Origin of the sequence: Sphingomonas sp. KR3-1 (assembly GCF_040049295.1) — a bacterium.
In the GTDB taxonomy this organism is placed as follows: Bacteria; Pseudomonadota; Alphaproteobacteria; order Sphingomonadales; family Sphingomonadaceae; genus Sphingomonas.
On record NZ_JBDZDQ010000001.1, the window covers coordinates 1,091,223 to 1,115,799 of the forward strand.

At 67.1% G+C, this 24,577-nt stretch carries 24 protein-coding genes; 13 read left to right on the top strand and 11 right to left on the bottom strand.

Annotated elements, in window-relative coordinates; genetic code table 11:
* Positions 1-41: 41 nt before the first annotated feature.
* Positions 42-1,376 (top strand): tRNA (N6-isopentenyl adenosine(37)-C2)-methylthiotransferase MiaB, encoded by a 1,335-nt coding sequence (miaB, locus tag ABLE38_RS05420; protein WP_348973134.1) that lies wholly within the window; start codon positions 42-44, stop codon positions 1,374-1,376.
* A gap of 159 nt (positions 1,377-1,535) precedes the next feature.
* Here miaB and ABLE38_RS05425 read toward each other — a convergent pair whose 3' ends face one another.
* Positions 1,536-2,282, bottom strand: coding sequence for an SDR family NAD(P)-dependent oxidoreductase (locus ABLE38_RS05425; protein ID WP_348973135.1), 747 nt, complete (start codon positions 2,280-2,282; stop codon positions 1,536-1,538).
* Positions 2,283-2,505: 223 nt separating this feature from the next.
* Between ABLE38_RS05425 and ABLE38_RS05430 the strand changes: the two genes are divergently transcribed.
* The 7 genes from ABLE38_RS05430 to ABLE38_RS05460 all read left to right on the top strand — a co-directional run bounded on the left by ABLE38_RS05430 (position 2,506) and on the right by ABLE38_RS05460 (position 11,157).
* On the top strand, positions 2,506-3,045 hold the full coding sequence (locus ABLE38_RS05430) for a hypothetical protein (protein WP_348973136.1): 540 nt from the start codon (positions 2,506-2,508) through the stop codon (positions 3,043-3,045).
* 149 nt (positions 3,046-3,194) lie between these two features.
* Positions 3,195-4,058 (top strand): GGDEF domain-containing protein, encoded by an 864-nt coding sequence (locus tag ABLE38_RS05435; protein ID WP_348973137.1) that lies wholly within the window; start codon positions 3,195-3,197, stop codon positions 4,056-4,058.
* 236 nt (positions 4,059-4,294) lie between these two features.
* Entirely contained in the window at positions 4,295-5,296 is a 1,002-nt protein-coding gene (locus ABLE38_RS05440) for a PhoH family protein (protein WP_348973138.1), read from the top strand.
* The gene (gene ybeY, locus ABLE38_RS05445) at positions 5,289-5,798 is read left to right on the top strand and encodes an rRNA maturation RNase YbeY (protein WP_348973139.1); all 510 of its coding nucleotides are present in this window, start codon (positions 5,289-5,291) and stop codon (positions 5,796-5,798) included. Before ABLE38_RS05440 ends, ybeY begins: the two co-directional genes overlap by 8 nt.
* A gap of 9 nt (positions 5,799-5,807) precedes the next feature.
* Positions 5,808-6,719, top strand: a complete 912-nt coding sequence (locus ABLE38_RS05450; protein ID WP_348973140.1) for a hemolysin family protein — start codon at positions 5,808-5,810, stop codon at positions 6,717-6,719.
* A 637-nt stretch (positions 6,720-7,356) separates the two neighbouring features.
* A complete protein-coding gene (gene katG / locus ABLE38_RS05455; RefSeq protein WP_348973141.1) occupies positions 7,357-9,555 on the top strand; it encodes a catalase/peroxidase HPI in 2,199 nt (732 codons plus the stop codon).
* Positions 9,556-9,735: 180 nt separating this feature from the next.
* On the top strand, positions 9,736-11,157 hold the full coding sequence (locus ABLE38_RS05460; protein ID WP_348973142.1) for a sorbosone dehydrogenase family protein: 1,422 nt from the start codon (positions 9,736-9,738) through the stop codon (positions 11,155-11,157).
* Positions 11,158-11,311: 154 nt separating this feature from the next.
* Here ABLE38_RS05460 and ABLE38_RS05465 read toward each other — a convergent pair whose 3' ends face one another.
* Together ABLE38_RS05465 and ABLE38_RS05470 are read right to left on the bottom strand one after the other, a co-directional pair.
* Complete coding sequence (locus ABLE38_RS05465; RefSeq protein ID WP_348973143.1) at positions 11,312-12,292, bottom strand: agmatine deiminase family protein; 981 nt, start codon at positions 12,290-12,292, stop codon at positions 11,312-11,314.
* 19 nt (positions 12,293-12,311) lie between these two features.
* The gene (locus ABLE38_RS05470; protein ID WP_348973144.1) at positions 12,312-13,931 is read right to left on the bottom strand and encodes a M28 family metallopeptidase; all 1,620 of its coding nucleotides are present in this window, start codon (positions 13,929-13,931) and stop codon (positions 12,312-12,314) included.
* A gap of 105 nt (positions 13,932-14,036) precedes the next feature.
* Between ABLE38_RS05470 and ABLE38_RS05475 the strand changes: the two genes are divergently transcribed.
* Positions 14,037-15,350, top strand: a complete 1,314-nt coding sequence (locus ABLE38_RS05475) for a hypothetical protein (protein WP_348973145.1) — start codon at positions 14,037-14,039, stop codon at positions 15,348-15,350.
* A gap of 97 nt (positions 15,351-15,447) precedes the next feature.
* Here ABLE38_RS05475 and ABLE38_RS05480 read toward each other — a convergent pair whose 3' ends face one another.
* Entirely contained in the window at positions 15,448-16,074 is a 627-nt protein-coding gene (locus ABLE38_RS05480) for a hypothetical protein (RefSeq protein ID WP_348973146.1), read from the bottom strand.
* A 509-nt stretch (positions 16,075-16,583) separates the two neighbouring features.
* Between ABLE38_RS05480 and ABLE38_RS05485 the strand changes: the two genes are divergently transcribed.
* Positions 16,584-18,569, top strand: coding sequence for a S9 family peptidase (locus ABLE38_RS05485; protein WP_348973147.1), 1,986 nt, complete (start codon positions 16,584-16,586; stop codon positions 18,567-18,569).
* Between the two features lie 313 nt (positions 18,570-18,882).
* On the opposite strand, the gene rpsD is transcribed toward ABLE38_RS05485, so the two are convergent.
* A complete protein-coding gene (rpsD, locus tag ABLE38_RS05490; RefSeq protein ID WP_348973148.1) occupies positions 18,883-19,497 on the bottom strand; it encodes a 30S ribosomal protein S4 in 615 nt (204 codons plus the stop codon).
* A gap of 177 nt (positions 19,498-19,674) precedes the next feature.
* On the opposite strand from rpsD, the gene ABLE38_RS05495 reads away from it, so the two are divergent.
* On the top strand, positions 19,675-19,977 hold the full coding sequence (locus ABLE38_RS05495) for a chorismate mutase (RefSeq protein WP_348973149.1): 303 nt from the start codon (positions 19,675-19,677) through the stop codon (positions 19,975-19,977).
* A 3-nt stretch (positions 19,978-19,980) separates the two neighbouring features.
* Here ABLE38_RS05495 and ABLE38_RS05500 read toward each other — a convergent pair whose 3' ends face one another.
* From ABLE38_RS05500 to rpiB, 6 genes are all read right to left on the bottom strand, one after another.
* On the bottom strand, positions 19,981-20,247 hold the full coding sequence (locus ABLE38_RS05500; protein ID WP_348973150.1) for a hypothetical protein: 267 nt from the start codon (positions 20,245-20,247) through the stop codon (positions 19,981-19,983).
* Positions 20,248-20,320: 73 nt separating this feature from the next.
* Positions 20,321-20,587 (bottom strand): hypothetical protein, encoded by a 267-nt coding sequence (locus tag ABLE38_RS05505; protein WP_348973151.1) that lies wholly within the window; start codon positions 20,585-20,587, stop codon positions 20,321-20,323.
* Between the two features lie 86 nt (positions 20,588-20,673).
* Complete coding sequence (locus ABLE38_RS05510; RefSeq protein WP_348973152.1) at positions 20,674-21,444, bottom strand: RNA methyltransferase; 771 nt, start codon at positions 21,442-21,444, stop codon at positions 20,674-20,676.
* On the bottom strand, positions 21,416-21,880 hold the full coding sequence (nrdR, locus tag ABLE38_RS05515) for a transcriptional regulator NrdR (RefSeq protein ID WP_348973153.1): 465 nt from the start codon (positions 21,878-21,880) through the stop codon (positions 21,416-21,418). Before nrdR ends, ABLE38_RS05510 begins: the two co-directional genes overlap by 29 nt.
* A 110-nt stretch (positions 21,881-21,990) precedes the next feature.
* Positions 21,991-23,301, bottom strand: coding sequence for a serine hydroxymethyltransferase (glyA, locus tag ABLE38_RS05520; protein ID WP_348973154.1), 1,311 nt, complete (start codon positions 23,299-23,301; stop codon positions 21,991-21,993).
* On the bottom strand, positions 23,298-23,750 hold the full coding sequence (gene rpiB / locus ABLE38_RS05525; protein WP_348973155.1) for a ribose 5-phosphate isomerase B: 453 nt from the start codon (positions 23,748-23,750) through the stop codon (positions 23,298-23,300). Before rpiB ends, glyA begins: the two co-directional genes overlap by 4 nt.
* A gap of 60 nt (positions 23,751-23,810) precedes the next feature.
* Here rpiB and ABLE38_RS05530 point away from each other — a divergent pair, with 60 nt between their 5' ends.
* Positions 23,811-24,062 (top strand): hypothetical protein, encoded by a 252-nt coding sequence (locus tag ABLE38_RS05530; protein ID WP_348973156.1) that lies wholly within the window; start codon positions 23,811-23,813, stop codon positions 24,060-24,062.
* Positions 24,062-24,535 carry a hypothetical protein gene (locus tag ABLE38_RS05535; protein ID WP_348973157.1) on the top strand — a complete coding sequence of 158 codons (474 nt, stop codon included), beginning with the start codon at positions 24,062-24,064 and terminating at the stop codon, positions 24,533-24,535. Before ABLE38_RS05530 ends, ABLE38_RS05535 begins: the two co-directional genes overlap by 1 nt.
* Positions 24,536-24,577: the final 42 nt, after the last annotated feature.

Below are 24,577 nucleotides of genomic sequence, written 5' to 3' on the forward strand. Positions count from 1 at the left end.
CCCCTCCCCCTCCGGGGGAGGAATGTGTATAGCCCCGCCCAATGAACGCCCCGAAAAACCCCAGGACCTTCCACGTCAAGTCGTTCGGCTGCCAGATGAACGTCTATGACGGCGAGCGCATGGCCGAGCTGATGGCCGCGCAGGGCATGACCGCCGCCGCCGAAGGCGAGGCCGCCGATCTCGTCGTGCTCAACACCTGCCACATCCGCGAAAAGGCGACCGAGAAGGTCTATTCGGACATTGGCCGCCTTCGGAAGGATGCCCGCCTGGCCGATCGCACCGAGCCGATGATCGCCGTCGCCGGCTGCGTCGCCCAGGCCGAGGGTGCCGAGATCGTCCGCCGCGCCAAGGTGGACGTGGTCGTCGGCCCGCAGGCCTATCACAACCTGCCCGAGCTGGTCGCCAAGGCCGCCAGCGGCCAGTCGACGCTCGACACCGACATGCCGGCGCTGAGCAAGTTCGGTGCGCTGCCCAGCCGCCGCCGGGTCGGGCCCAGCGCCTTCCTCACCGTGCAGGAGGGTTGCGACAAGTTCTGCACCTATTGCGTGGTGCCCTATACCCGCGGCGCGGAGATCAGCCGGCCCTTCGCCGATCTGGTCGACGAGGCCAAGGCACTGGTCGACGCCGGCGCGCGCGAGATCACCTTGCTCGGCCAGAACGTCAACGCCTGGGACGACGATGCCGGCACCGGGCTGCACGGCCTGATCCACGCGCTCGACCGGATCGAGGGGCTCACCCGCATCCGCTACACCACCAGCCACCCCAACGACATGCGCGAGGGCCTGATCCGCGCGCATGCCGAGGTCGAGAAGCTGATGCCCTTCCTGCACCTGCCCGTGCAGGCCGGCAGCGACCGCATCCTCAAGGCGATGAACCGCAGCCACACGCGCGACAGCTATCTGAAGATCCTCGACCGCGTTCGCGCCGCGCGGCCGGACATCGCGCTGTCGGGCGACTTCATCGTCGGCTTCCCCGGCGAGAGCGAGGCGGAGTTCGCGGAGACGCTCAGCCTGGTCGACGCGGTCGGCTATGCGCAGTGCTTCAGCTTCAAATACTCGCCCCGCCCCGGCACGCCCGCCGCGGAGATGCGCGACCAGTTCATCGCGCCCGAGATACTGGACGAGCGCCTCCAGCGCCTCCAGGCCGCGCTCAACCGCGACCAGCTCGCCTTCAACCAGGCAAGCATCGGCAAGACCTGCGCGGTGCTGATCGAGCGCCAGGGCAAGCTCCCCGGCCAGATGCTCGGCAAGTCGCCCTGGCTCCAGTCGGTGTACCTGAACACCGATGCGAAGATCGGCGACATGGTCGAGGTCGAGATCACCAGCGGCTACGGCAATTCGCTGACCGGCGTGGAGAAGGTACGCGCGGCGGCTTGAGCAACCGCGCGAGCTTGGGGCGTACTGACATTCAGCAATTTCCGTTCCCCGGCGAAAGCCGGGGCCCAGGGTTTCTCTGCCGTATCGCTCCGTTACCTTGGGCCCCGGCCTTCGCAGGGGATCAGCTTAGGAAACAGCGTCGCGCAAGGTCGATACAGGCTAGCGCGCCAGGTAGCCGCCATCGACCGGATAATAGGTCCCGGTCATGAAGCTCGCCTTGTCGGAGAGCAGGAAGCTGGTCAGCGCCGCGACTTCCTCTGGCGTGCCCAGCCGGTTGAGCAGATGCTTCCCGGCAAGGCTGGCGATCGCCTCGGGCGTCATGCTCGCCGCGATCGCCGGCGTGTGGATGAAGCCCGGGCCGACCGCATTCACGCGCACGCCCTGCTCGGCATAGTCGATCGCTGCGGCCTTGGTGAGGCCGAGCAGCGCGTGCTTGGCGGTGACGTAGATGCCCGAACCGCCCCAGCCGACCGCGCCGAGGATCGAGGCCATGTTGACGATCGATCCGCCCCCCGCCGCGACGATCGCGGGAATCTGGTATTTGAGGCAGAAGAAGACGCTGTTGAGGTCGACGTCGATCACCCGGCGCCAGTCCTCGAGCGTGATGTCCGCCACCGGCGCCGAGGGTCCGCCGATCCCGGCATTGTTCACCGCCAGATGCAGCGCGCCGAACTCTGACACCGCGAAGTCGACCATCGCCTTCACTGCCTCGGGATCGGCGACGTCGAGCTGGAACGCGCGCGCGCCTTCGCCCAGCGCCTCGGCGGTCGCGACGGCATGCGCACCGTCGAAATCGGCGACCACCACCCGCGCCCCGCGCTCCGCAAGGTCCCGCGCCACCGCCGCGCCGATACCCGACGCCGCGCCTGTCACGATCGCGACCTTGCCTTCAAAATCCTGCATCATCTTCTTCCTTGCTTGTCGATCCCCAGGTGCTTCCGGAAACGCCCGAGGCGGCGGCAGGGACGCCGTTCCGCCCGGGAAACACAGGGTTTCCAACCGCATGCGACGTCAGACGGCGAACGGCAAAGGCATGCTTGGCTCCTCATTCGAGGGAATGACGAGAATAGTGGATTGTCCGCCGATCCAAGGAAACGATATGGTTTCCTTGAGACAGGGGAGAGTCGTCATGACGAAGTCGCGCAGCGTGATCATGGGGGCCGCGCTCCTGCTTGCGGGATGCGGCGGCGCCCCCGCGGGCGGCAATGGCAGCACGGCAACCGCGCCGGGCGCAACCGGTGCGATCGCCTCCGCCTTCGACGCCGCCAATGCCTGCGCGATCCTCCCGAAGGAAAAGGTCGCGCAAGTCACCGGCCTCGCCGTCACCGATGCGGCGCTGAGCCGGGTCAATCCCGCCACCGCGGGCACCGCCAGCTTCTCGCAATGCACCTACAGCCTCGCCGGCGGGGGCAGCATCGACTTCTTCGCCCGTCAGTCCCCGATCGACGACAACACGCCCGACGCGATCCAGCGGACGCGCCAGAGCGTCGGTGCCAACCCCGTCGACGTCCCCGGCCTCGGCACCGCGGCCTTCTCGGTCGAGGCGATGCACCAGCTCCACGTCTTCATCGGCGGCGACAAATACATCTACTTCATGTCGATGCACCCGCCCGCGGGCAAGCCGATCGGCGCGGTCGAGCAGGCGCTGGCGAGGGCCGTGATCGGCTGACCAGCGACTCGAATCGCCGCCCCCGCGACTCATTCCGCCGTGTTAACGATTCCCCGCAACACCCGGGTAAGCTTCGCAAATCTAGCACCTCTTGTTCCAGCCCCGTCCGTCCGGCCGGGTGACAATGAGAACAAGGGGACCGCATCCGCATGCGCTTTTACCTGGCGACCCGCTTCCTGTTTCCCCGTCACTTCCACCTGCGCATCTTCGCCGTCTGCTTCGCCGCGGTCCATCTGCCCCTCCTCGCCTTCCTCGCCAGCCAGGCCGTGCTCGGCGAGTGGGAATGGGCGGTGTTCGCCCCGCTGCTGCTCGCCACGCTCGCCGGCACGCTCTTCGCGATCTATGCGCTCGGCGCGCTCCTCGCCCCGATCCGCCAGGCCTCGTCGATGCTGCGCCAGGTCCAGGATGGCAAAGCGGTGAGCGACATCCCCGCCGGCGGCCGCGACCTGGCCGGCGAGCTGCTTGACAGTGTCGGGCTCGCCGCGATCGCCACCAACACCCGGATCGGCCAGCTGCGCGACGCGGCCGAGCGCGATCCGCTCACCGGCCTGCGCAACCGGCGCGGCTTCCTCGACGCCGCCGCGCACCTGCGCGACAGCACGCGGGCGACGCTCGCGCTGGTCGACATCGACCACTTCAAGCGCGTCAACGACATCTTCGGCCATGACGAGGGCGATCTCGTCCTCCAGGAATTCGCGCACCGGGTGAGCGAGACGATGCGCCGCTCGGACCTGGTCGCGCGCTGGGGCGGCGAGGAGTTCGTCATCCTGATCCCCGGCATGGGCCCGCGCGAGGCGCACGCGCTGGTCAGCCGACTGCGCACCGCGCTGCACGCCGAGCCGATCGGCCCCGACCCCGAGGAGCCGGTCACCTTCTCCTGCGGCCTCGCCTTCCTGCGCGGGCCCGATCAGATCGCGGCCGCGATGCAGCGCGCCGACAAGGCGCTCTACACCGCCAAGCGCGGTGGCCGCGACCGGATCGAGCTCGCCGAATCGGGGATGCTCGACGCTTGAGGCCGGCCCGGCGTTGCGCGCGGGACACGGCGGCGCGCCGACATGCATCGCTGCATCTTTCCCCCTGTCAAAGTTGGAAATCCTCTGCCACTCTTCCCACATCGCATGCGACAGGGAACCGCCCGCATCGTCTTCGCTTTGACACGCAGCGCCGCTAGGCGCCCTGGCAGGTCAGCGCCCGCGCGCACGCGTGGGACATTCAAGAGATTCAACATTTTCCAGCGTGAAGGAGCAGCATGAGCCGCAAGCCTGTCCCCGCCCAGTCCGGTGATCGCTCCCGCGCCGAGGTGACCTTCGACAAGCCCCAGCTCCTGCCCCAGCTCTTCGGCGAGTTCGACAGCAACCTGTTGGCGCTGGAGGAACGGCTGGGCGTCTATATCCATGCCCGCGGCCAGCGCGTGCAGATCGAGGGCGCGGCGGAAGCCGTCGCCCATGCCCGCGAAGTGCTGCAGGAGCTCCACGCCCGCGTCATCCGCGGCGAGGAAGTCGATACCGGGCTGATCGACGCGGTGATCGCGATGTCGAGCGAGCCGATGCTCACCGGCATCGTCAAGGCGGACAATGGCAATGCCCCCGCCTCGATCATGATCCGCACGCGCAAGAAGACGATCGTGCCGCGCTCGGTGGCGCAGACGCATTACATGCGCGAGCTCGTCTCGAACGACATGATCTTCGCATTGGGGCCGGCGGGCACCGGCAAGACCTATCTCGCCGTCGCCCAGGCCGTGGCGCAGCTGATCACCGGCAGCGTCCAGCGCCTCGTCCTCTCCCGTCCCGCGGTCGAGGCCGGCGAGCGGCTGGGCTTCCTGCCCGGCGACATGAAGGAGAAGGTCGATCCCTATCTCCGCCCGATCTACGACGCCTTGTACGACTGCCTGCCCGCCGAGCAGGTCGAGCGGCGGATCGCCAGCGGCGAGATCGAGATCGCCCCGATCGCCTTCATGCGCGGCCGCACCCTGGCCGAGGCGTTCGTCATCCTCGACGAGGCGCAGAACACCACGCCGGCGCAGATGAAGATGTTCCTCACCCGCTTCGGCCAGGGCAGCCGGATGGTGATCTGCGGCGATCCCAACCAGGTCGACCTGCCCGGCGGCCCGCCCGCCTCGGGCTTGAACGACGCGGTCCGCCGGCTCGAGGGCGTCGAAGGCATCGCCTTCTCGCGCTTCACCGCCGCCGATGTCGTCCGCCACCCGATCGTCGGCCGGATCGTCGACGCCTATGAGGGGCCGAATGCTTGACGTCGCCGCCCTCGTCGAATCTCCCTGGCCCGACGCCGACTGGGAAGCCCTCGCCAATCGCGCCGCCGAGACCGCGCTCCAGCAGACGCCGTACCTGGAGTGGCTCACCCACCCCGCGGCCATCGAAGTCGCGGTGCGCTTCACTTCGGATGCCGAGGTCCATGTCCTCAACCGTCAGTATCGCGACAAGGACAAGCCGACCAACGTGCTCTCCTTCCCGATGATCCAGCCCGATCTGATGGAGGCGGTGACCGAGAATAGCGACGATGGCGAGGTGCTGTTGGGCGATATCGTCCTGGCGCACGGCATCTGCGCGGCCGAGGCGCTCGAGCGCCAGGTCAGCGTCGAAGATCACGCCACGCACCTGATTGTCCACGGCGTGCTGCATTTGCTAGGCTATGACCATATGGACGATGCCGAAGCCGAGGCGATGGAGGAAATGGAGCGCGCCGCGCTCGCCAGCCTCGGCCTGCACGACCCCTATCTGATACGCGAGGATTGAACACCGAACATGCCCGAGGGCCCTAGTAGCAACGGCAACGGAGACAGCCACGAAGGTGGCGGAATATGGCGCGGCATCCGCACCCTGTTGTTCGGTGACGACCAGGAAGAAACGCTGCGCGACCGGCTCGAAGACGCGATCGACGAGCATGAGGAAGATGGCGGCAAGTCGCCGGTGGGCGATCTCGCCCCGATCGAGCGGCAGATGCTGCGCAACCTGCTCCATTTCGGCGAGCGCGATGCCGGCGATGTCGGCGTGCCGCGCGCGGACATCATCGCGGTCGAGGAGAAGACCAGCTTCGCCGACCTGGTGAAGCTGTTCGAGGAAGCCGGCCACAGCCGCCTCCCCGTCTTCCGCGAGGAGCTCGATACGATCATCGGCATGGTCCACATCAAGGACGTGTTCAACATCCTGGCGAGCGGCGCGCCGCACCCCGCCGACCTGTCCGCGCTGATCCGCCAGCCGCTCTACGTGCCCCAGTCGATGGGCGCGCTCGACCTGCTCGCCCAGATGCGCCTGCGCCGCACCCATCTCGCCATGGTGCTCGACGAATATTCGGGCACCGAGGGGCTGATCACGATCGAGGACCTGATCGAGGAGATCGTCGGCGAGATCGAGGACGAGCATGACGAGGCGCCGACCGCGCTGCTCGTGCCGATCGACGGCGGCGGCTGGGATGCCGATGCCCGCGCCGAGCTCGAGGACGTCGCCGAGACGGTCGACCCGCGCCTCGGCGAAGTCGATGGCGATGTCGACACGCTGGGCGGCCTCGCCTTCGTGCTCGCGGGCCATGTCCCCGAAGCGGGCGAGTGCCTCGAGCATGACAGCGGCTGGAAGCTCGAGATCGTCGAGGCCGATCCCAAGCGCGTCACCCGGCTGCGGCTCCATCCCCCGGTGGAGAAGGCGCTGGCGGAGGAATAACCCCTTCAATTCCTTCCCGAGCTAGCTCGGGAAGGGGGACCATTCGCGCAGCGATAGGGTGGAGGGGCCGCCGCAACGCGGCGGTAGCCCGCGGCGCCCCTCCACCACCGCCTTCGGCGGCTGTCCCCCCAACAAGCCGGGGAAGGAATTCGGCGCTTGACAATAATAACCAAATAGGTTACAAGCCTCGCCATCCTTCGTACCAGGCCAGCACGAAGGATCGGAAGGCCGATGCCGCACGTAGCGACATCGGAGGATCGGCGCGGAGCCGTTCGGCAGGTAAGTCGAAGCTTCGCCGCATAATATTCGCCGTAGAGCCCCTGCTTTATGCACCCCTCACTTCTCGTAGCTGAAACAGAGGGGAGGCACGCCGCGGCATCAGAGTCTCGACGCGACATATTTATCTCGAATGCCAGTACCGATCGTCGTCGAGCCCGAGCGCCAGAGAAGAGAACGCGCCGGTCCTTTCCTTCTGTCCCGGGGTGCAAAAGCATGCCGGGCTGTCGGCGCATCCGCCGCCTGACAACCATATGTCGCAAATATCACTCAGTCGATCAGTGACCGTCAACTAATCCATTTCCTCGATTGCATCGGGAGTGGCATCCCCTGGCCACACATCCAGCAAGGAGATCGGGAGATGGACGCGAAGACAGGATCGATCGACGGCGGCGGTTGTCCAATGCATGGCGCCGGCGGCGTGCGCGCGTTGCTCGGCCGCACCAACAAGGACTGGTGGCCCGAGATGCTCGCCACCGAGATCCTCAATCCCAACGGCCCTTCCAACCCGATGGGCAGTGATTTCGACTATGCCGAAGCCTTCAAGCAGCTCGATTACCAGGCGCTCAAGGCGGATCTCACTGCGCTGATGACCGACAGCCAGCCCTGGTGGCCGGCCGATTACGGGCATTACGGCCCCTTCTTCATCCGCATGGCCTGGCACGCCGCCGGCACCTATCGCACCGCCGATGGCCGCGGCGGCGCCAATAGCGGGCAGCAGCGCTTCGCCCCGCTCGACAGCTGGCCCGACAACGGCAATCTCGACAAGGCGCGCCGCCTGTTGTGGCCGATCAAGCAGAAATACGGCAAGCACATCAGCTGGGCCGACCTGTTCATCCTCACCGGCAATGTCGCGATCGAGAGCATGGGCGGGCCGGTGTTCGGCTTCGGTGGCGGCCGCCCCGACGTCTATGAGCCCGAGCGCGACATCTATTGGGGCTCGGAAGACAAATGGGTCAACCAGGGCGTCCAGACCCGCATCGCCCCCGAGCATGGCATGCACGAGCTCGAGGGCCCGCTCGCCGCAATCCAGATGGGCCTGATCTACGTCAATCCCGAGGGGCCGGGCGGCAACCCGCATGACGATGCCGGCATGGCGCGCGACATGAAGGAGACCTTCAAGCGCATGGCGATGAACGCCGAGGAGATCGTCGCGCTCACCGCTGGCGGCCACACCTTCGGCAAGGCGCATGGCAATGGCGACGCCTCGCTGCTCGGCGCCGCGCCGGCCGGCGGCGACCTCGTCGCGCAGGGCTTTGGCTGGGTCAGCGGCCATGAGAGCGGCGGCATCGGCGAGCATACCGTCACCAGCGGCATCGAGGGCGCCTGGACCAACACGCCGCGCGAGTGGAGCGAGAACTTCTTCCGCCTGCTGCTCGACTATGACTATGAGCTGGTGAAGTCGCCCGCGGGCGCCAACCAGTGGCAGCCGATCAACCAGAAGGAAGAGGACAAGGCGCCGGCGGCCTGGGACCCCAACCTCCGTGTCCCGACGATGATGACCACCGCCGACATGGCGCTCAAGCGCGATCCCGAATTCCGCGCGATCAGCGAGAAGTTCCGGACCGACCATGAAGCGTTCAAGGACGCCTTTGCCCGCGCCTGGTTCAAGCTGACCCACCGCGACATGGGCCCCAAGGTCCGCTATCTCGGACCGGAAGTCCCCACCGAAGACCTGATCTGGCAGGACCCGATCCCTGCCGGCACCACGCCCTCGGACGCCGATGTCGCGGCGGTGAAGGCCAAGATCGCCGACAGCGGCCTTAGCGTCAGCCAGCTGGTCAAGGCCGCCTGGGCCTCGGCCAGCACCTTCCGCAAGTCGGACTTCCGCGGCGGTGCCAACGGCGCGCGCGTCGCGCTGGCCCCGCAGAAGGACTGGGAGGTCAACGAACCCGCGACCCTCGCCAAGGTGATCGACACGCTGAACGGGTTGCGCGGCAGCATGTCGCTCGCCGATGCCATCGTGCTCGGTGGCGTGGTCGGCCTCGAAAAGGCGATCAAGGACGCGGGGGCCAGCGTCGCGGTACCCTTCACCGGCGGCCGCGGCGACGCGACGGCGGAGCAGACCGACGCCGAAAGCTTCGCGGTGATGGAGCCCGAGGCAGATGCCTTCCGCAACTATGTCGGCAAGAAGAAGCTGGCGGTGAAGGTCGAGGAGATGATGCTCGACCGCGCCTCGCTGCTCGGCCTCTCGGTGCCCGAGATGACCGTGCTGATCGGCGGGCTGCGCGTGCTCGGCGCCAATCACGGCGAGCGCGGTCACGGCCATTTCACCAAGCGCCCCGGCCAGCTGACCAACGACTTCTTCGTCAACCTCTACGACATGACCAATGTCTGGGCGGCGGCCGGCGAAGGCGACGACGAGTATATTGCGACCGACCGCAAGGAAGGTCACGAGAAGTGGCACGCGACCCGCGCCGACCTGATCTTCGGCTCGAATTCGGAGCTCCGCGCGGTCGGCGAAGTCTATGCCGAGAACGGCAATGAGGAGAAGTTCGTCAAGGACTTCGTCGTCGCCTGGACCAAGGTGATGAACGCCGACCGCTTCGACCTGAAGTGACCGTCTAAATTCCTCCCCAAGCTCGTCTCGGGGAGGGGGACCGCCGCCGAAGGTGGTGGGGGAGGGGCCGGCGCAACGCGCCGGTGCCCGGCGCACACCCCTCCAGCGGAGGCCCCCTCCCCCAGACAAGCTGGGGAGGAATTAGTTGGCTTCCCCCTTCCCGCCCCCTATCCTCCGCCCATGCTCAAGCGGATCCTAATCATCCTCGCCCTCATCGCCGTGGCGCTCATCGCGCTGTTCTTCTGGGCGACCCAGCCCGACAAGGCGAAGCTCTCCGAACAGGCCGTCACCGGCGTGGTCCCCCAACTGGGCGAGGCGCGCTACCAGGATATCCCGACGATCCGCATCGCCACGCCGAAGGGCTGGGCGAACGGCGCCAAGCCGACCGCGGCGGCGGGGCTGGTCGTCGCGCCCTTCGCCGACAAGCTCGATCACCCGCGCTGGCTCTATCGCCTGCCCAATGGCGACGTGCTCGTCGCCGAGAGCAACTCGCCCCCGCGCGAGGGCGGCGGCATCACCGGCTGGATCATGGGCATCATGATGAAGCGCGCCGGCGCCGACGTGCCCTCGGCCAACCGCATCACGCTGCTGCGCGACAGCAATGGCGACGGCGTGGTCGACCAGCGCGCGCCCTTCCTCACCGGGCTGAACTCGCCGAGCGGCATGGCGCTGGTCGGCGACTGGCTCTACGTCGCCAATACCGACGCGCTCGTCCGCTTCCCCTACAAGGCCGGCGACACCAGCATCACCGCCAAGCCGGAGAAGATCATCGACCTGGCTGGCGGCGGCAATCACTGGGCGCGCAACATCCTCGCCTCGCCCGACCGCAAGCGCCTCTATGTCGCGGTCGGCTCCTCGTCGAACATCGCCGAGAACGGGCTCGACAAGGAAGGCGACATCTACAACGCCACCTCGCCGTTCGAGGTCGCCAAGCAGCTCGACGCCGCCAAGCGCACCCGCGCCGCGATCCTCGAGGTGATCCCGGAGACCAAGGCGTCGCGCGTCTATGCCTGGGGCATCCGCAATCCCAACGGCATGGGCTTCGAGCCGCATACCGGCAATCTCTGGGCGGTGGTCAACGAGCGCGACATGCTCGGCTCGGACATGCCGCCCGACTATCTCACCCAAGTCGATTTCGGCGCCTTCTATGGCTGGCCGTGGAATTACTGGGGCGGCTATATCGACAAGCGCGTGACGCCCGAGCGGCCGGACCTGCGCGAATATACCAAGCGCCCCGATTATGCGCTCGGGCCGCACACCGCGCCGCTCGGCCTCGCCTTCGCCGCCGATGCCAAGCTCGGCGCGCAGTTCGCCAATGGCGCCTTTGTCGCGCTGCACGGATCGTGGAACCGCGAGCCGCCCTCGGGCTACAAGCTCGTCTTCGTGCCGTTCGGCGACAATGGCTATCCGCTCAAGGGCGCCAAGCCGATCGACCTGCTCACCGGCTTCCTCGCCAAGGACGGCAAGACGGTGAACGGCCGCCCGGTCGGCGTGATCACCGACGCCAAGGGCGCGCTGCTGGTCGCGGACGATGTCGGCAACATGATCTGGCGCGTCAGCGCGCCGGGCGCGGGGCCGATTGCCGGGGCGCCGGCTAAATAACCCTCTTCCGCTTTTGCGGGAGAGGGTGGCCGCGCGAAGCGCAGGCCGGGTGAGGGCCTGTACGAGAGGCAGATGCCCGCCTCACCTTACTGCCCCTCACCCTTCCGCCGACTATGTCGGCTCCCTCCCTCTCCCGCAAAGCGGGAGAGGGAATTCAAGCCGTCGGGATCTGCTGGCTGATGCAGTGGAAGCTACCGCCACCGGTCAGGATATGGTCGGCGCGCTGGCCGACGATCTCGCGGCCCGGGAAGAGCCGGGCCAGCGCGTCGATCGCCGCCTGGTCGTTCTCCTGCCCATAGAGCGGCAGCACCACCGCGGCATTGCCGATATAGAAGTTCATGTAGCTCGCCGGGATGATCTCCTCGTCGTCGTTGAGCACGCGGCCCGGCGACGGGAAGCGCACCACGTCGACGCCGAACGCCTCGGCGCGGCGGGCGGCATCCTGGTAGATGCGCCAATTGGGGTCGTTCTCGGCCGCCTCGGGGATCAGCAGCCGGTTCTCGCCGATGAAGCGGGCAAGGTTGTCGACATGACCGTCAGTATGGTCGTTGAGCAGCCCGTCGCCGAGCCACAGCACCTGGGTGTAGCCCAGGTCGCGGCGCAGCAGCTCCTCGACATCGTCCTTGCTGAGCTGCGGGTTGCGGTTGCGGTTGAGCAGGCATTGCTCGGTGGTGACGACCAGGCCGGTGCCGTCGCCGTCGATCGCGCCGCCCTCGAGGATCCAGCCATGCTCCTCGACCTTGAAGCGCGCGCGCTCGGCGAGGCGCAGGCCGACATCGTCGTCGCCGGGCAGGTCGTATTTGCCGCCCCAGCCGTTGAAGCGGAAGTCGTGCGCCAGCTTGTCGCCACCGATGATCGCGGCGGTGTCGCGCAGCCAGATGTCGCCGAAGCGCTCGACGACGATCCTGGCGGTGTTGCCGACGAGCAGCTTGGCGGCGGCGGCCGCCTCGTCATCGGCGGCGACCAGGATCACCTTCTCGCCGCGGCCATCGGCATGCACTGCCTTGGCGAAGGCGGCGACTTCGATGCGGGCGGAGGGAAGATCGTCCTGCCAGAGCTCCGGATGGCTGGGGAAGCCGATCCAGACGGCGTCGTGCGGCGCCCATTCGGGCTTGGGGGGCGGAATCATCGTCATTCCGCCCCTTTATAACCGTTCACTGGCCGGCGCGAGACTTGTCGCGGACCGCGCGGAATTCGGCCGTGGGATACCAGTTCGGCCAGATGCCGCTGTCGGCGAGCTGGCGGCCAAGGCGGTAGTAGATGGTGAGATCGGAGACCGCGCCGCTCCAGTCCCAGTTGGCGTCATATTCGTCCTGGGGCTTGTGATAGCGGTTCTGGACATAGTCCTCGGCCGCCTTCTTGCCCGCCTCCGTGCCGCCGTTGACCAGGTCGTCGCCGCTGTCGCCATAGAGCATCGGCACGCCAAGCTTGGCGAAGCTGAAATGGTCCGAGCGGTAATAGCTGCCCGCCTCGGGACGCTGCTCGGGGACGATCACCCGCCCCTCGGCCGCGACATAGGGCTTCACCAGATCCTCCAGCTCGGACTTGCCAGCGCCGGTGATCACGAAATCCTTCGTCTTTCCAATGACGTTGAGCGAATCCATGTTCACCCCGCCCACCGTCTTGGCGAGCGGATAGACCGGGTTCTCGGCATAATATTTGGAGCCCAGCAGCCCCGATTCCTCGGCGGTGACCGCCAGGAAGACGACGCTGCGCCTGGCCGGGCCCGCCTTGGCGTGCGCTTCCGCCAGCGCGACCAGCCCGCCGATGCCCGAGGCATTGTCGACCGCGCCGTTGCAGATGTCGTCGCCCTTGACCGCGTCGCAGCGGCCGAGATGGTCCCAGTGCGCCGAATAGAGCACGACCTCGTCGGGCTTCTGCGTGCCCGGCAGGATGCCGACGACATTCTTCGAGGCCTGGTGCCTGATCGAAACATCCCAGCTGATAGAGGCCTTTACGCCGAGCGGGACGGCCTTGAAGCCCTTCTGCCGGGCAGCGGCGGAGAGCGCGTCGAAGTCCTGGCCGGCGGCGGCGAAGAGCGCCTTCGCCTTGTCGAGCTGCATCCAGCCGATCGCCTGGCTCTGGTCCAGATGGTCGCCCGGCGTGTCCTGCTCGAGCTGCGGCCCGGTCCAGCTCGACTGGACCACGCCCCAGCCATAGGCGGCCGGGAAGGTGTCGTGGACGATGATCGCGGTCGCGGCGCCCTGGCGCGCCGCCTCCTCGAACTTGTAGGTCCAGCGGCCATAGTAGGTCATCGCCCGGCCCTCGAATAAGCCTTTTGCTTCAGGGGTTTGATAGTCGGGGTCGTTGACCAGGATGACCACCGTCTTGCCCTTGACGTCGAGCCCGGCATAGTCGTTCCAGCCGCGCTCGGGGGCGTTGATGCCATAGCCGACAAAGACCACGTCGCTGTCCTTGATCGCGACCTTGGGGACCACCCGGTAGGTGGCGATGACCATGTCCTTGCGATAGTCGAGCGAGACCGGGGCCTTGCCGCCCGAGAAGACCAGCGGCGCGACATTGTTCGCGGTGAGCTCGACCAGCGGCACGTCCTGAGTCCACTTGCCCTTGTTGCCCGGCTTTAGCCCGGCCTTTTCAAAGCGCTGGACGATATAGGCGATCGTCTTGTCCTCGGCCGGGGTGGTCGGGGCGCGGCCCTCATAGGCGTCGGAGGAGATCTCCTGGGTGACCGCCTTCATCGTCTCGGCGGAGATGGTCTGGGCATGGGCCGCGGTACTGGCGAGCAGCAGGGCGGCGGTGAGCAGGTGGCGCATGGGATCCCCTTCCGGAACGATTATGCCGCGATGTTGGCCGGAGTTGCACCCGATCGCAATGCGCGGCACTATGGTAGCGATAACAAATGGGAGGAATCCGTGCGCTTGTGGACGCTTTGGGCGCCGATATTGGCGCTTGCCCTGCCCGCCGCCGCGCAGCAGCAGGATTACACCGCCGCCAATGCCGACCGCCAGGCGATGCTCGACACGCTGGGAATCACGCAAATCCGCCCCGGCGCCGACGGCTTCGACCCCAAGGCGCCCAATGCGGTGAACTATGACGAGGCCAAAGCGGGCACGCCCGAACTTCCGCGTCTGATGCGCTTCAAGGACGGCCGCGCCGTCCGGAACAGCAAGGGCTGGGACCGGCGGCACCGCGAGATCGCCGAAATGTTCGACCGCGAGATCTATGGCCGCGTGCCGCTAACTGCCCCGAAAATAAGCTGGAATCTGGTGAAGACCGAAAAGGCGGTCGAGGGCGGGATTCCGGTGACCAAGGCCTGGCTCGAGGGCAAGGCGAACAATTCGGCCTGGCCGCAAGCTTCGGCGACCATATTACTCAGATACACGCTGCCAGAGAGCGACCGGCGCGTGCCGGTGATGCTCAGCTTCGGCTTCCCCGAGGGATTCAAATTCCCCGGACCGCCCCGCCCCGCCGATCCCGGCCCGCCCTATACCGAACAGCTGCTCAAGCGCGGCTGGGGCTATGCGACCGTGGTGGCGAACTCGATCCAGGCGGACAATGGCGGCGAACTCAAGACCGGGGTGATCGGCATCGCGCTCAGGGGTAAGCGGCGCGGCCCCGAGGACTGGGGCGTGCTGCGCGCCTGGGCCTGGGGCGCGAGCCGGGCGCGCGAAGCACTCGCTTCGAACGCCGATGTTGATGCGCGCCGGATCGGCATCGAGGGCCTGTCGCGCTACGGCAAGGCGGCACTGGTGACGATGGCCTATGATCCAAAGTTCGCGATCGGCTTCATCGGCTCGTCGGGCGCGGGCGGGGCGGCGCTCTATCGCCGCAATTTCGGCGAGCGGATGGGCAACCTGGCCGCCGGCGGCGAATATCACTGGTTCGCCGGCAATTTCCTGAAGTACGCCGGGCCGAAGACCGAGTTCGACCTGCCGATCGACGCGCACATGCTGATCGCGCTCTCGGCCCCGCGCCCGCTGTTCATCGGCGCCGGCACGGTCGACACCGGCGATGGCTGGGTCGATCCCAAGGGCAGCTTCCTGGCGGCGGTGGCAGCATCGCCGGCCTGGACGATCACCGGCCGCAAGGGACTGAGCGCAACCGACTTCCCGCCCGCGCTGACCCCGGTGACCGGCGGCGACTTGGCCTTCCGCCAGCATCGCGGCGGGCACAACAACCGCGACAACTGGCCGAGCTTCATCGACTTCGCTGTGCGCGAGCTCGGAAACTGAAGTCATCCCCGCGCGGGCGTAGGACGGAGCCGAGAGCGGGGCTGCCGAAGCTCCGGATCGCCCGCACGGGGATGACGGTGCGCAGTGGCGGGGGGATCTACCCGCTCACCGCGCGCAAAATCTCCGCCGCCTGGGCCGCCACCGCCAGGCTGTGGTTCGAGGCATCCTCGAGCCGATCGAGCGCCGCTTGCTGGAGCTCGACCAGCGCCGGGATCAACGCGTCGCGGCGGGCCTCGGCCGCGCGGATTTGCGGCAGGAAGCGGCGCTCGACCTTCTTGAGCTGGGCGAGATCGCCGACGCTTTCGACATGCACGATCAGATCGGCATCGCCGTCAAAGCAGGTGGCTGAATCGATCGCGCGCTGGGCATCGCGGTAGCGCTGGCGCAGCGCATGCACTTCCGCCTCCGCGGCGACGAAGCGATCGAGCGGCGCCGCGACGAGCAGCGGCTCGAAGACCTGGGGCATGTTCGGCGGCCAATCGAGCGGATAATCCTGCACCGGGTCGGGCGCGAAGCTCGTGCTGCCGACGCCCCAGCCGGTGACCGGATGCGGCGAGATATCGGTGAGCAGCCCCGAAGGCGCCTGCCACACCGCATGATGCCAGCCGAACAGCATCACGCCCGGAATCTCGACGAGCATCCAGCCGAAGCGGCAAGTGCCGCCCTGCGCGCGCACCTGATCGCGGACGTTCCAGTAGCAGCGGCCGTTGCGGCTCGCCGGCAAGGGATAGCGCGGGACACCAATGGCACCTGCGGCATCGAGACGGCCAAGCAACGATTTTACTGCTGGATGATCGAGACGCACGTCTCGATGGACAAGAGGCAATGCTTAGTCCCCCCGGACCTTCACACGGCAACACGACTCGGCCCCAGCCCCAATCCTGTTCCGTTCAGTTCAAATGCACGCCGCGTTCGTTCCGGAGCACATCCCGGCGAACGACTTTATTACCCACGCTGCGACCCGAGGGTTTTCTTGCGGAAATGTTACGGAAACATCGGCACTTTTGCCAGACGTCTTGACCCGAATTCGGGGACTTTCCGCCAATTCGGGTAGATTATTCGGATTCGGTGCGATCGGCCAGCGCCGCGGACGCCGCTATGGGTCAGCGACCGGCGCGCCTTGCCACGGGCTTGCTTCATCGTGGCGCGCGCCTGCCCCCGAAGCGGTGATTTCAGCGGATTGCCAAAACAGGTCAGCCGTTTAGGCTCGGCTTCGTAACAAGTGGGGGATTCATGAAAACCATCGTTCGCGGCGCCTTGCTCGCCGCCGTTGCCATGCCGGCGCTCGCGTATGCCCAGAGCGACGACGCCAAGCGCTTCGGTGCGCGCGAATATGTCCAGCAGATCAGCCTGTCGCCGGACGGCAAGCGCGTGGCGATGGTGGAGCCGATCAACGGGCGCGGCGCGGCGCTGGTGATCGCCGACCTCGCCAGCGGCGATACCAAGACCGTGCTGCGCGGCACCGGCAGCCCCGACCAGCTGCAGAGTTGCCACTGGGCGAGCAACACGCGGATCATCTGCAGCGTCTACATGATCCAGCAGCTCGACCAGAAAGTGGCGTTCACGCGGATGGTGACGCTCAACAGCGACGGCTCCGACCTGAAGGTGCTGAGCGAGCCGCCGAGCGACAAGGCACTCGGCATGGACCAGTCGGGCGGCGACGTGATCGACTGGGGCCCCGACGGATCGGACGGCTCGGTGCTGATGACCAAGCTCTACATCCCCGAATATTCGACCGGCACACACGCCGCGAGCAACAAGGAAGGCGTGGGCATCGACCTGGTCGACACGACCACGCTGAAGCACAAGCAGGTTGAGCCCAATCGCCGCGGCGCCTCCGACTTCATCAGCGACGGGCACGGCAATGTGCGGGTGATGGGCGTCCAGAATCTCGACAATAACGGCAACCAGTCGAACCGCATCTCGTACAGCTACCGCACGCCCGACAGCCGCGAATGGAAGAAGCTGGGCGACCTGATCTACAATGCCGATGGCAGCGAGACCGGGTTCAACCCCTATGCCGTCGATCGTGACGCCAACGTCGTCTATGGCTTCGACGGGCAGGACGGCCACCGCGCGCTCTACAGCATCTCGCTGGACGGCAACCTGACCCGCAAGCTGGTGATGGGCAATCCGAAGATCGATGTCGACGGGCTGGCGCGGATCGGGCGGCAACGGCGCGTGGTGGGCGTGAGCTATGCCACCGAGAAGCGCGTGACCGACTTCTTCGATCCCGAGCTGGCCAAGCTGCGCAACGCGCTGGGCAAGGCGCTGCCCGGCAAGCCGCTGGTGACCTTCATCGATGCCAGCGTTGACGAGAGCAAGCTGCTCATGTTCGCCGGCGGCGACAATGATGCCGGCACCTATTATCTCTACGACAAGGGCACCAAGCAGCTCGCCGAAGTGATGCCTTCGCGCCCGCAGCTCGACAAGGTGAAGCTCGCCACCGTGCAGCCGGTCACCTTCCCGGCGGTCGACGGCACCCCGATCCCCGGCTATCTGACGCTGCCGGCGGGGAGCGACGGCAAGAACCTGCCCGCGATCGTGATGCCGCATGGCGGACCGGCGTCGCGCGACGAATGGGGCTTCGACTGGCTGGCGCAATTCTATGCGGCCCGCGGCTTCGCGGTGCTCCAGCCCAATTATCGCGGCTCGACCGGCTATGGCGACGCCTGGTACCAGCGCAACGGCTTCCAGTCGTGGCGCGTCGCAATCAGCGACGTCAACGATGGCGGGCGCTGGCTGGAGAAGCAGGGCATCGCCGCGCCGGGCAAGCTGGCGATCGTCGGCTGGTCCTATGGCGGCTATGCAGCGCTGCAGAGCTCGGTGCTCGATTCCGACCTGTTCAAGGCGATCGTGGCGATCGCGCCGGTGACCGACCTGGACATGCTGCGCGGCGAAGCGCGCGGCTTCACCAATTACGACAATGTCGACGCGTTCATCGGCCATGGCCCGCATGTCAGCGAAGGCTCGCCGCTGCAGAACATCGGGAAGATCAAGGCGCCGGTGCTGCTGTTCCACGGCGACCAGGATCTGAATGTGGGCGTGAGCGAATCGCGCGCCATGTCGAACAAGCTGAAGGGCGCGGGCAAGCAGGTGGAATATGTCGAGTTCAAGGGGCTCGACCACCAGCTCGAGGACGATCAGGTGCGCGCGCAGATGCTCGACAAGAGCGACGGCTTCCTGCGCAAGGCGCTGGGGCTGGCGGCGAAGCCATAGGCGGCAGCTGCTCCCCTCCCTGAAAGGGAGGGGTCGGGGGGTGGGTTGCGACCCCGGCGAAAGCCGGGGGCGCCCATCCAGCCGGCTCGTGAAACAGAAAAGCCCGGGCATCGAGCCCGGCCTTTTCCAACCCACCCCTAGCCCCTCCCTTGCAGGGAGGGGAATGCGAGAAAGAAAAAGGGCGGCCCCGAAGGACCGCCCTCTTTCTGTCTGGATCGGCGTCGCGGCAAAGCCGCGCCGTCGGTCGGCGCTTGAGCGCCGCCGGCCGAGCCGCTGATATGTAGCCGGATTTAGCTTGCGCTAAATCCTGGCATCAGCGGCTGTAGAACTCGACGACCAGGTTCGGCTCCATCTTCACCGGGTACGGCACCTCGTCGAGGGTCGGCACGCGGGTGAAGGTGATCTTCGAGGCGCCTTCCGGCGACACGTAATCGGGGATGTCGCGCTCGGCGAGGCTCTGGGCTTCCATGACCAGCGCCATTTCCTGCGCCTTCTGGCGGAGCGACACGGTCTGGCCCGGCTTGATGCGGCGCGAACCGATGTTGCACTTCTCGCCATCGACCAGAACGTGGCCGTGGTTGACCAGCTGGCGGGCCGCGAAGATCGTCGGCGCGAACTTGGCGCGGTAGACGATCATGTCGAGGCGCTGCTCGAGCAGGCCGATCAGGTTCTGCGAGGTGTCACCCTTCATCTTCGAAGCGTCCTCATAGGCGCGCTTGAACTGCTTCTCGGTGACGTCGCCGTAATAGCCCTTGAGCTTCTGCTTGGCGCGCAGCTGGATGCCGAAGTCCGACATCTTGCCCTTGCGGCGCTGGCCGTGCTGGCCGGGGCCGTATTCGCGCTTGTTCACCGGGGACTTGGGACGGCCCCAGATGTTCTCGCCCATGCGGCGGTCAAGCTTGTACTTTGCGCTGGAACGCTTCGACATTGTAATTCCTTGCAATCGCTAACAACGTTTTTCCCGGTATCCGCCTGCTGGTCTCGCTAGGGAGGACAGGGCCACCGCTTCACCGGGGTGCGGGGCCATTGCGAAGGCGCGCGGTTAGCGGCGGGCGCTGCAGGAGTCAAGCTGGACAGCGCCCGGTTGCCCCGCCAAGGAGCGGGCATGCAAGAGATACTCGATCCCGAAGCCTGCACGACCATGGTGGAAGTCCGCGCCGGCGTCGACGCGGTGGACGCGGCGCTGGTCGCGCTGCTCAAGCGCCGCTTCGGCTATATGGACGCCGCCGCCCGCATCAAGCCCGAGCGCGGCCAGGTGCGCGACGAGGCGCGCAAGGCGGCGGTGATCGCCAATGCCCGCGCCCATGCCCGCACCGCCGGCATCCCCGAGGATGCGGTGGGCGAGCTATGGGAGGGGCTGGTCGAGGCGTCGATCGCGTACGAACTGGTCAAGTTCGACGCGCGCTGAGCCTTACTGGCTGCGGCCGCCGTCGTTGTTGCGGCTGACCGCGGCGGTGTTGCTGTCGATCGTCTTCCACTCGGCCAGGGTATGGCACACCTTGGGCGTGTTCAGCCGGCTGCCGGTCGAGCCTTCGCGGCGGCAGACCTGGCGGTTGGGGTCGTTCTTGTCCTTCTTGCCGTCCTTGGCCGGGGCGGCCTGGTCGGGTGCCGGGGCGGCTTGCTGGGCGAGGACGGGAGTCGAGAGCGCGAGCAGCGCGAACAGGGGTACGAAACGCATCTTGTGATCTCCGAAAAAACGGGGTGCGCCCGGCGGACGGCCGGGCAGTCAGGACGAAGCGGAGCGGTCCGCCTCAGCGTTGCCCGGGCGAGTGGCCCGAATTGCCGGCGGCCTGCCGGAACTCGCGCTGATCCTTCTCCGCGGCATTGTCCCATTCGGCCTTGGTATGGCATTCCTTGCGGCCGCCCAGGATGCTGCCGGTGGTGGCAACGCTGCGGCAGACCATGCGGTTGGGATCGTTCTTGCCCGGCTTGGCGGTCTGCGGCGCCGGCGCAGGGGTTTCCTGGGCGAAGGCGGGCACGGACAGCGCGAACAGGGCAAGCACGGGAACGAAACGCATCGAGGAACCCCCACGGAACGACGGATGCCGCATGGATAGCCGCGCGCCGCGAGCGCGGAAAGAAGAAAGTGTGTTGCTGATATATGTCAGCTGATGCGGTGGCGCTTGCGGCCCTCGAGCGCGGAGAGCACGCCGCGCAGGGTGCGCAGCTCTTGGCTCGACCAGCCCGCCTTGGTGAGCACGGTGCGTAGCGTCCGCCGGGTGGAGGGCACGCGATCGGGCGGGAAATAATAGCCCGAATCCTCGAGCATCGCGTCCAATTGGCCGATCAGCCCGTCGAGCTCGTCCTGCGGCGCCGGCGGGGCGAGCTCCTCCTGGGTCGGCTGGGACAGCGCCATGCCTCCCTCGGCCACGCTCGGGACATGCTTCGACCATTCATAGGCGACGAGGATCACCGCCTGGGCGAGGTTCAGCGAGCCGAACTCGGGGTTGATCGGCACGGTTACGATCGTGCGGGCGAGCGCGACGTCGTCGGTCTCGAGCCCCGAGCGCTCGGGGCCGAACAGGATCGCCGAACGGCCCTCCTCGGCATGGATGTCGCGCGAGGCCTGCTCGGGCGTGACGACGGGCTTGGTGATGCCGCGCTTGCGCACCGTGGTGGCATAGACATGCGCGCAGTCCGCCACCGCATCGGCGACGCTCTCAAAGACCTGGGCCTTCTCCAGCACGATGTCGGCGCCCGAGGCGGCGGGGCCGGCGCTGGGATTGGGCCAGCCGTCGCGCGGGGCGACGAGGCGCAGCTCGACCAGCCCGAAATTGAGCATCGCGCGCGCGGCCTTGCCGATATTCTCGCCGAGCTGCGGACGGACGAGGACGATGACGGGGGGCTTACTCACCCTTGCCGACCTCGCTGACATTGCCGGCGAATTCCTCAAAGTCCTTGGCCTCGCGGAAATCCTTATAGACCGAGGCGAAGCGGATATAGGCGACCGAATCGAGGCCCTTGAGGCCCTGCATCACCAGCTCGCCGATCTTCTGCGAGGGGATTTCGGTGTCGCCCAGCGTCTCCAATTGACGCTGGATGCCCGAGACCAGCTTCTCGATCTGGACGCCATTGACCGGGCGCTTGCGCGTCGCGACCGAGATCGAGCGGACCAGCTTGTCGCGATCGAACGGCTCGCGCTTGTCCTCGCTCTTGAGCACGGTGAGCTCGCGCAGCTGGATGCGCTCGAACGTGGTGAAGCGCGCGGCGCAGGCCTCGCACTGCCGTCGCCGGCGGATCGCCGCCCCGTCTTCGGTGGGGCGGCTGTCCTTTACCTGGCTGTCTTCATGTCCGCAGAAGGGGCAGCGCATTTAGCCTTCTCCCCTCTGGGGAGAGGGTTGGGAGAGGGGCAGAGAGGACGGAGCCCAGTTCAGGCCCCTCTCCCCGACCCTCTCCCCGGAGGGGAGAGGGAGATTAAGCATCAGAGCTCCGGGTAAATCGGGAAGCGCTCGCACAGCGCGCGGACGCGCTCGCGGACATTGGCCTCGACCTGGGCGTCGCCCTGCTCGCCATTCTTCTTGAGGCCGTCGAGCACGTCGGCGACCATGTTGCCGATCTCGCGGAACTCGGCAGGGCCGAAGCCGCGGGTGGTGCCCGCCGGCGAGCCGACGCGGATGCCGCTGGTCTTGACCGGGGGCAGCGGATCGTTGGGAATGCCGTTCTTGTTGCAGGTGATCGCCGCGCGCTCGAGCGCCTCGTCGGCGTCCTTGCCGGTGACGCCCAGCGGGGTGAGGTCGATCAGCGCGAGATGCGTGTCGGTGCCGCCCGAGACCACCGCCGCGCCGCGCTCCTTGAGCGTCGCCGCCAGGATCTTGGCGTTCTCGACGATCGCCGCCGCATAGCCCTTGAATTCGGGCTGGAGCGCCTCGCCGAACGCGACGGCCTTGGCGGCGATGACGTGCATCAGCGGGCCACCCTGGAGGCCCGGGAACACCGCCGAGTTGATCTTCTTGGCGATCGCCTCGTCATTGGTGAACACCGCGCCGCCACGGGGGCCGCGCAGCGTCTTGTGCGTGGTGGTGGTGACGACATGCGCGTGGCCGAACGGCGTCGGGTGGGCACCGCCGGCGACCAGGCCGGCGAAATGCGCCATGTCGACCATGAAGATCGCGCCGACTTCATCGGCGATCGCGCGGAACTTGGCGAAGTCGATCTGGCGCGGATAGGCCGAGCCGCCGGCGATGATCAGCTTGGGGCTATGCGCCTTGGCCTTGGCGAGGACATCGTCGAAGTCGATCAGGTGCGTTTCGGGGTCGACGCCGTACTGGACCGCGTTGAACCACTTGCCCGACATCGCGGCCTTGGCGCCGTGCGTCAGATGGCCGCCCGAATCGAGGCTGAGGCCCATGATCGTGTCACCCGGCTTCACGAGCGCGAGCATCACCGCGCCGTTGGCCTGCGCGCCCGAATGCGGCTGGACGTTGGCGAACTCGCAGCCGAACAGCTGCTTGGCGCGATCGATCGCCAGCTGCTCGACTTCGTCGGACGGATGGCAGCCCTGATAATAGCGCTTGCCGGGATAGCCCTCGGCGTACTTGTTGGTGAAGACCGAGCCCTGCGCCTGGAGCACCGCCTTGGATACGATGTTCTCGCTGGCGATCAGCTCGATCTGGTACTGCTCGCGCGTCAACTCGTGCTGGACGCCGGCGAAGACCGCGGGATCCGCCTCGGCAAGCGAGCGGGTGAAATAGCCATCGGGCTGGGCGCCAAGATTCACGGGGTTGGTGCTCATTCGGGGGCCCTTTCTGGATGGCTGAGCTTGTCGACCCGGCGCTGGTGGCGGTCGCCGAGAAACTCGGTTGCGAGAAACGTGGTGATGCAGGCCTTGGCCATCTCGATCCCGACGAGGCGGGCGCCGAGCGCGACGACATTCGCGTCGTTGTGCTGGCGCGCCAGGCTGGCCGAGAGCGGCTCGGAGACGAGCGCGCAGCGCACCGCGGGGTTGCGGTTGACCGCGATCGAGATGCCGATGCCCGAGCCGCACAGCGCGACGCCGCGCTCCGCCCTGCCCTCTTCGATCGCCTTGGCGAGGCGATAGCCGAAATCGGGATAGTCGACGCTCTCGGGCCCATTGGTGCCGAGATCGAGCACTTCGTGCCCTTCGTTACGCAACCATTCGGCGAGTTCTGCCTTCATGGCATAGGCCGCATGGTCCGAGGCGATTGCGATGGTGTGTGGCATATGCGCGCTCCCCTACGCCGCGAGGACGGTGCTGGCTAGACCGACTATTCGGAGAGAAACATGCGCAAGACGATTTTCGCCCTGCTTCCCGCCCTGGCCCTTGGCGTGGCCGCCTGCTCGCCGAGCGCCGAGAGCAATCTGAGCAATTCGATGGACCGGACCAGCGACTCGCTGGAGAATTCTATGAACGACATGGGCAACACGCTGGGCAACGCCGCGGACGATGCCGGCGACGCGCTCGACAACACCGCCAAGGATGTCGGCAACCGCGCCGAGCATGTCGGCAACGCGATCGACGAGGCGACCCGCTGATGCGCGCGCTCCTCCTGCTCGCCCCGGCGCTGATCCTCGCCGGCTGCAACGCCGCCGACAAGACTGCCGACGCCACCGCCAATGCGACCGAGATCGCGGGCAATGCCGCCGCGGCGGTGGGCGATTCGATCGCCAACGCGGTGAGCGAAGGCGCCAAGGACCTGAAGAAGGAAGTCGCCGGCAAGGCCGTGGACCGCGGCGACTGGGTCGGGCGCTGGAAGGGCGTGGAAGGCACCTATCTGAAGGTGTCGAAGGGCAAGGATGCCGGCACCTACAAGCTCGAGATGCAGTACACGCTCGACGACAAGGGCACTTTCGACGGCAAGGGCACGAACACCGGCATCGCCTTCACCCGCCCCGATGGCGACCACGTGCTGACGCCGAGCGACGGCGACGCGACGGGGCTGAAATGGCTCGCCGGCAAGAAGGACTGCCTGACGGTGAAGTCGGGCGAGGGCTATTGCCGGGACTAGGCTCTTCTCCCCTCCCTGCAAGCGAGGGTCGGGGCTGGGTTG

Bases quoted from the DNA above. Each gene is read 5' to 3' on its own strand.
- katG (WP_348973141.1), top strand. From the start codon at position 7,357: ATGGACGCGAAGACAGGATCGATCGACGGCGGCGGTTGTCCAATGCAT.
- nrdR (WP_348973153.1), bottom strand. From the start codon at position 21,880: ATGCGCTGCCCCTTCTGCGGACATGAAGACAGCCAGGTAAAGGACAGC.
- ABLE38_RS05495 (WP_348973149.1), top strand. From the start codon at position 19,675: ATGCAAGAGATACTCGATCCCGAAGCCTGCACGACCATGGTGGAAGTC.
- ABLE38_RS05440 (WP_348973138.1), top strand. From the start codon at position 4,295: ATGAGCCGCAAGCCTGTCCCCGCCCAGTCCGGTGATCGCTCCCGCGCC.
- ABLE38_RS05530 (WP_348973156.1), top strand. From the start codon at position 23,811: ATGCGCAAGACGATTTTCGCCCTGCTTCCCGCCCTGGCCCTTGGCGTG.
- ABLE38_RS05430 (WP_348973136.1), top strand. From the start codon at position 2,506: ATGACGAAGTCGCGCAGCGTGATCATGGGGGCCGCGCTCCTGCTTGCG.
- rpiB (WP_348973155.1), bottom strand. From the start codon at position 23,750: ATGCCACACACCATCGCAATCGCCTCGGACCATGCGGCCTATGCCATG.
- rpsD (WP_348973148.1), bottom strand. From the start codon at position 19,497: ATGTCGAAGCGTTCCAGCGCAAAGTACAAGCTTGACCGCCGCATGGGC.
- ABLE38_RS05450 (WP_348973140.1), top strand. From the start codon at position 5,808: ATGCCCGAGGGCCCTAGTAGCAACGGCAACGGAGACAGCCACGAAGGT.
- ABLE38_RS05500 (WP_348973150.1), bottom strand. From the start codon at position 20,247: ATGCGTTTCGTACCCCTGTTCGCGCTGCTCGCGCTCTCGACTCCCGTC.
- ABLE38_RS05435 (WP_348973137.1), top strand. From the start codon at position 3,195: ATGCGCTTTTACCTGGCGACCCGCTTCCTGTTTCCCCGTCACTTCCAC.
- glyA (WP_348973154.1), bottom strand. From the start codon at position 23,301: ATGAGCACCAACCCCGTGAATCTTGGCGCCCAGCCCGATGGCTATTTC.
- ABLE38_RS05425 (WP_348973135.1), bottom strand. From the start codon at position 2,282: ATGATGCAGGATTTTGAAGGCAAGGTCGCGATCGTGACAGGCGCGGCG.
- ABLE38_RS05465 (WP_348973143.1), bottom strand. From the start codon at position 12,292: ATGACGATGATTCCGCCCCCCAAGCCCGAATGGGCGCCGCACGACGCC.
- ABLE38_RS05460 (WP_348973142.1), top strand. From the start codon at position 9,736: ATGCTCAAGCGGATCCTAATCATCCTCGCCCTCATCGCCGTGGCGCTC.
- ABLE38_RS05470 (WP_348973144.1), bottom strand. From the start codon at position 13,931: ATGCGCCACCTGCTCACCGCCGCCCTGCTGCTCGCCAGTACCGCGGCC.
- ABLE38_RS05505 (WP_348973151.1), bottom strand. From the start codon at position 20,587: ATGCGTTTCGTTCCCGTGCTTGCCCTGTTCGCGCTGTCCGTGCCCGCC.
- miaB (WP_348973134.1), top strand. From the start codon at position 42: ATGAACGCCCCGAAAAACCCCAGGACCTTCCACGTCAAGTCGTTCGGC.
- ABLE38_RS05510 (WP_348973152.1), bottom strand. From the start codon at position 21,444: ATGTCAGCGAGGTCGGCAAGGGTGAGTAAGCCCCCCGTCATCGTCCTC.
- ABLE38_RS05485 (WP_348973147.1), top strand. From the start codon at position 16,584: ATGAAAACCATCGTTCGCGGCGCCTTGCTCGCCGCCGTTGCCATGCCG.
- ABLE38_RS05535 (WP_348973157.1), top strand. From the start codon at position 24,062: ATGCGCGCGCTCCTCCTGCTCGCCCCGGCGCTGATCCTCGCCGGCTGC.
- ybeY (WP_348973139.1), top strand. From the start codon at position 5,289: ATGCTTGACGTCGCCGCCCTCGTCGAATCTCCCTGGCCCGACGCCGAC.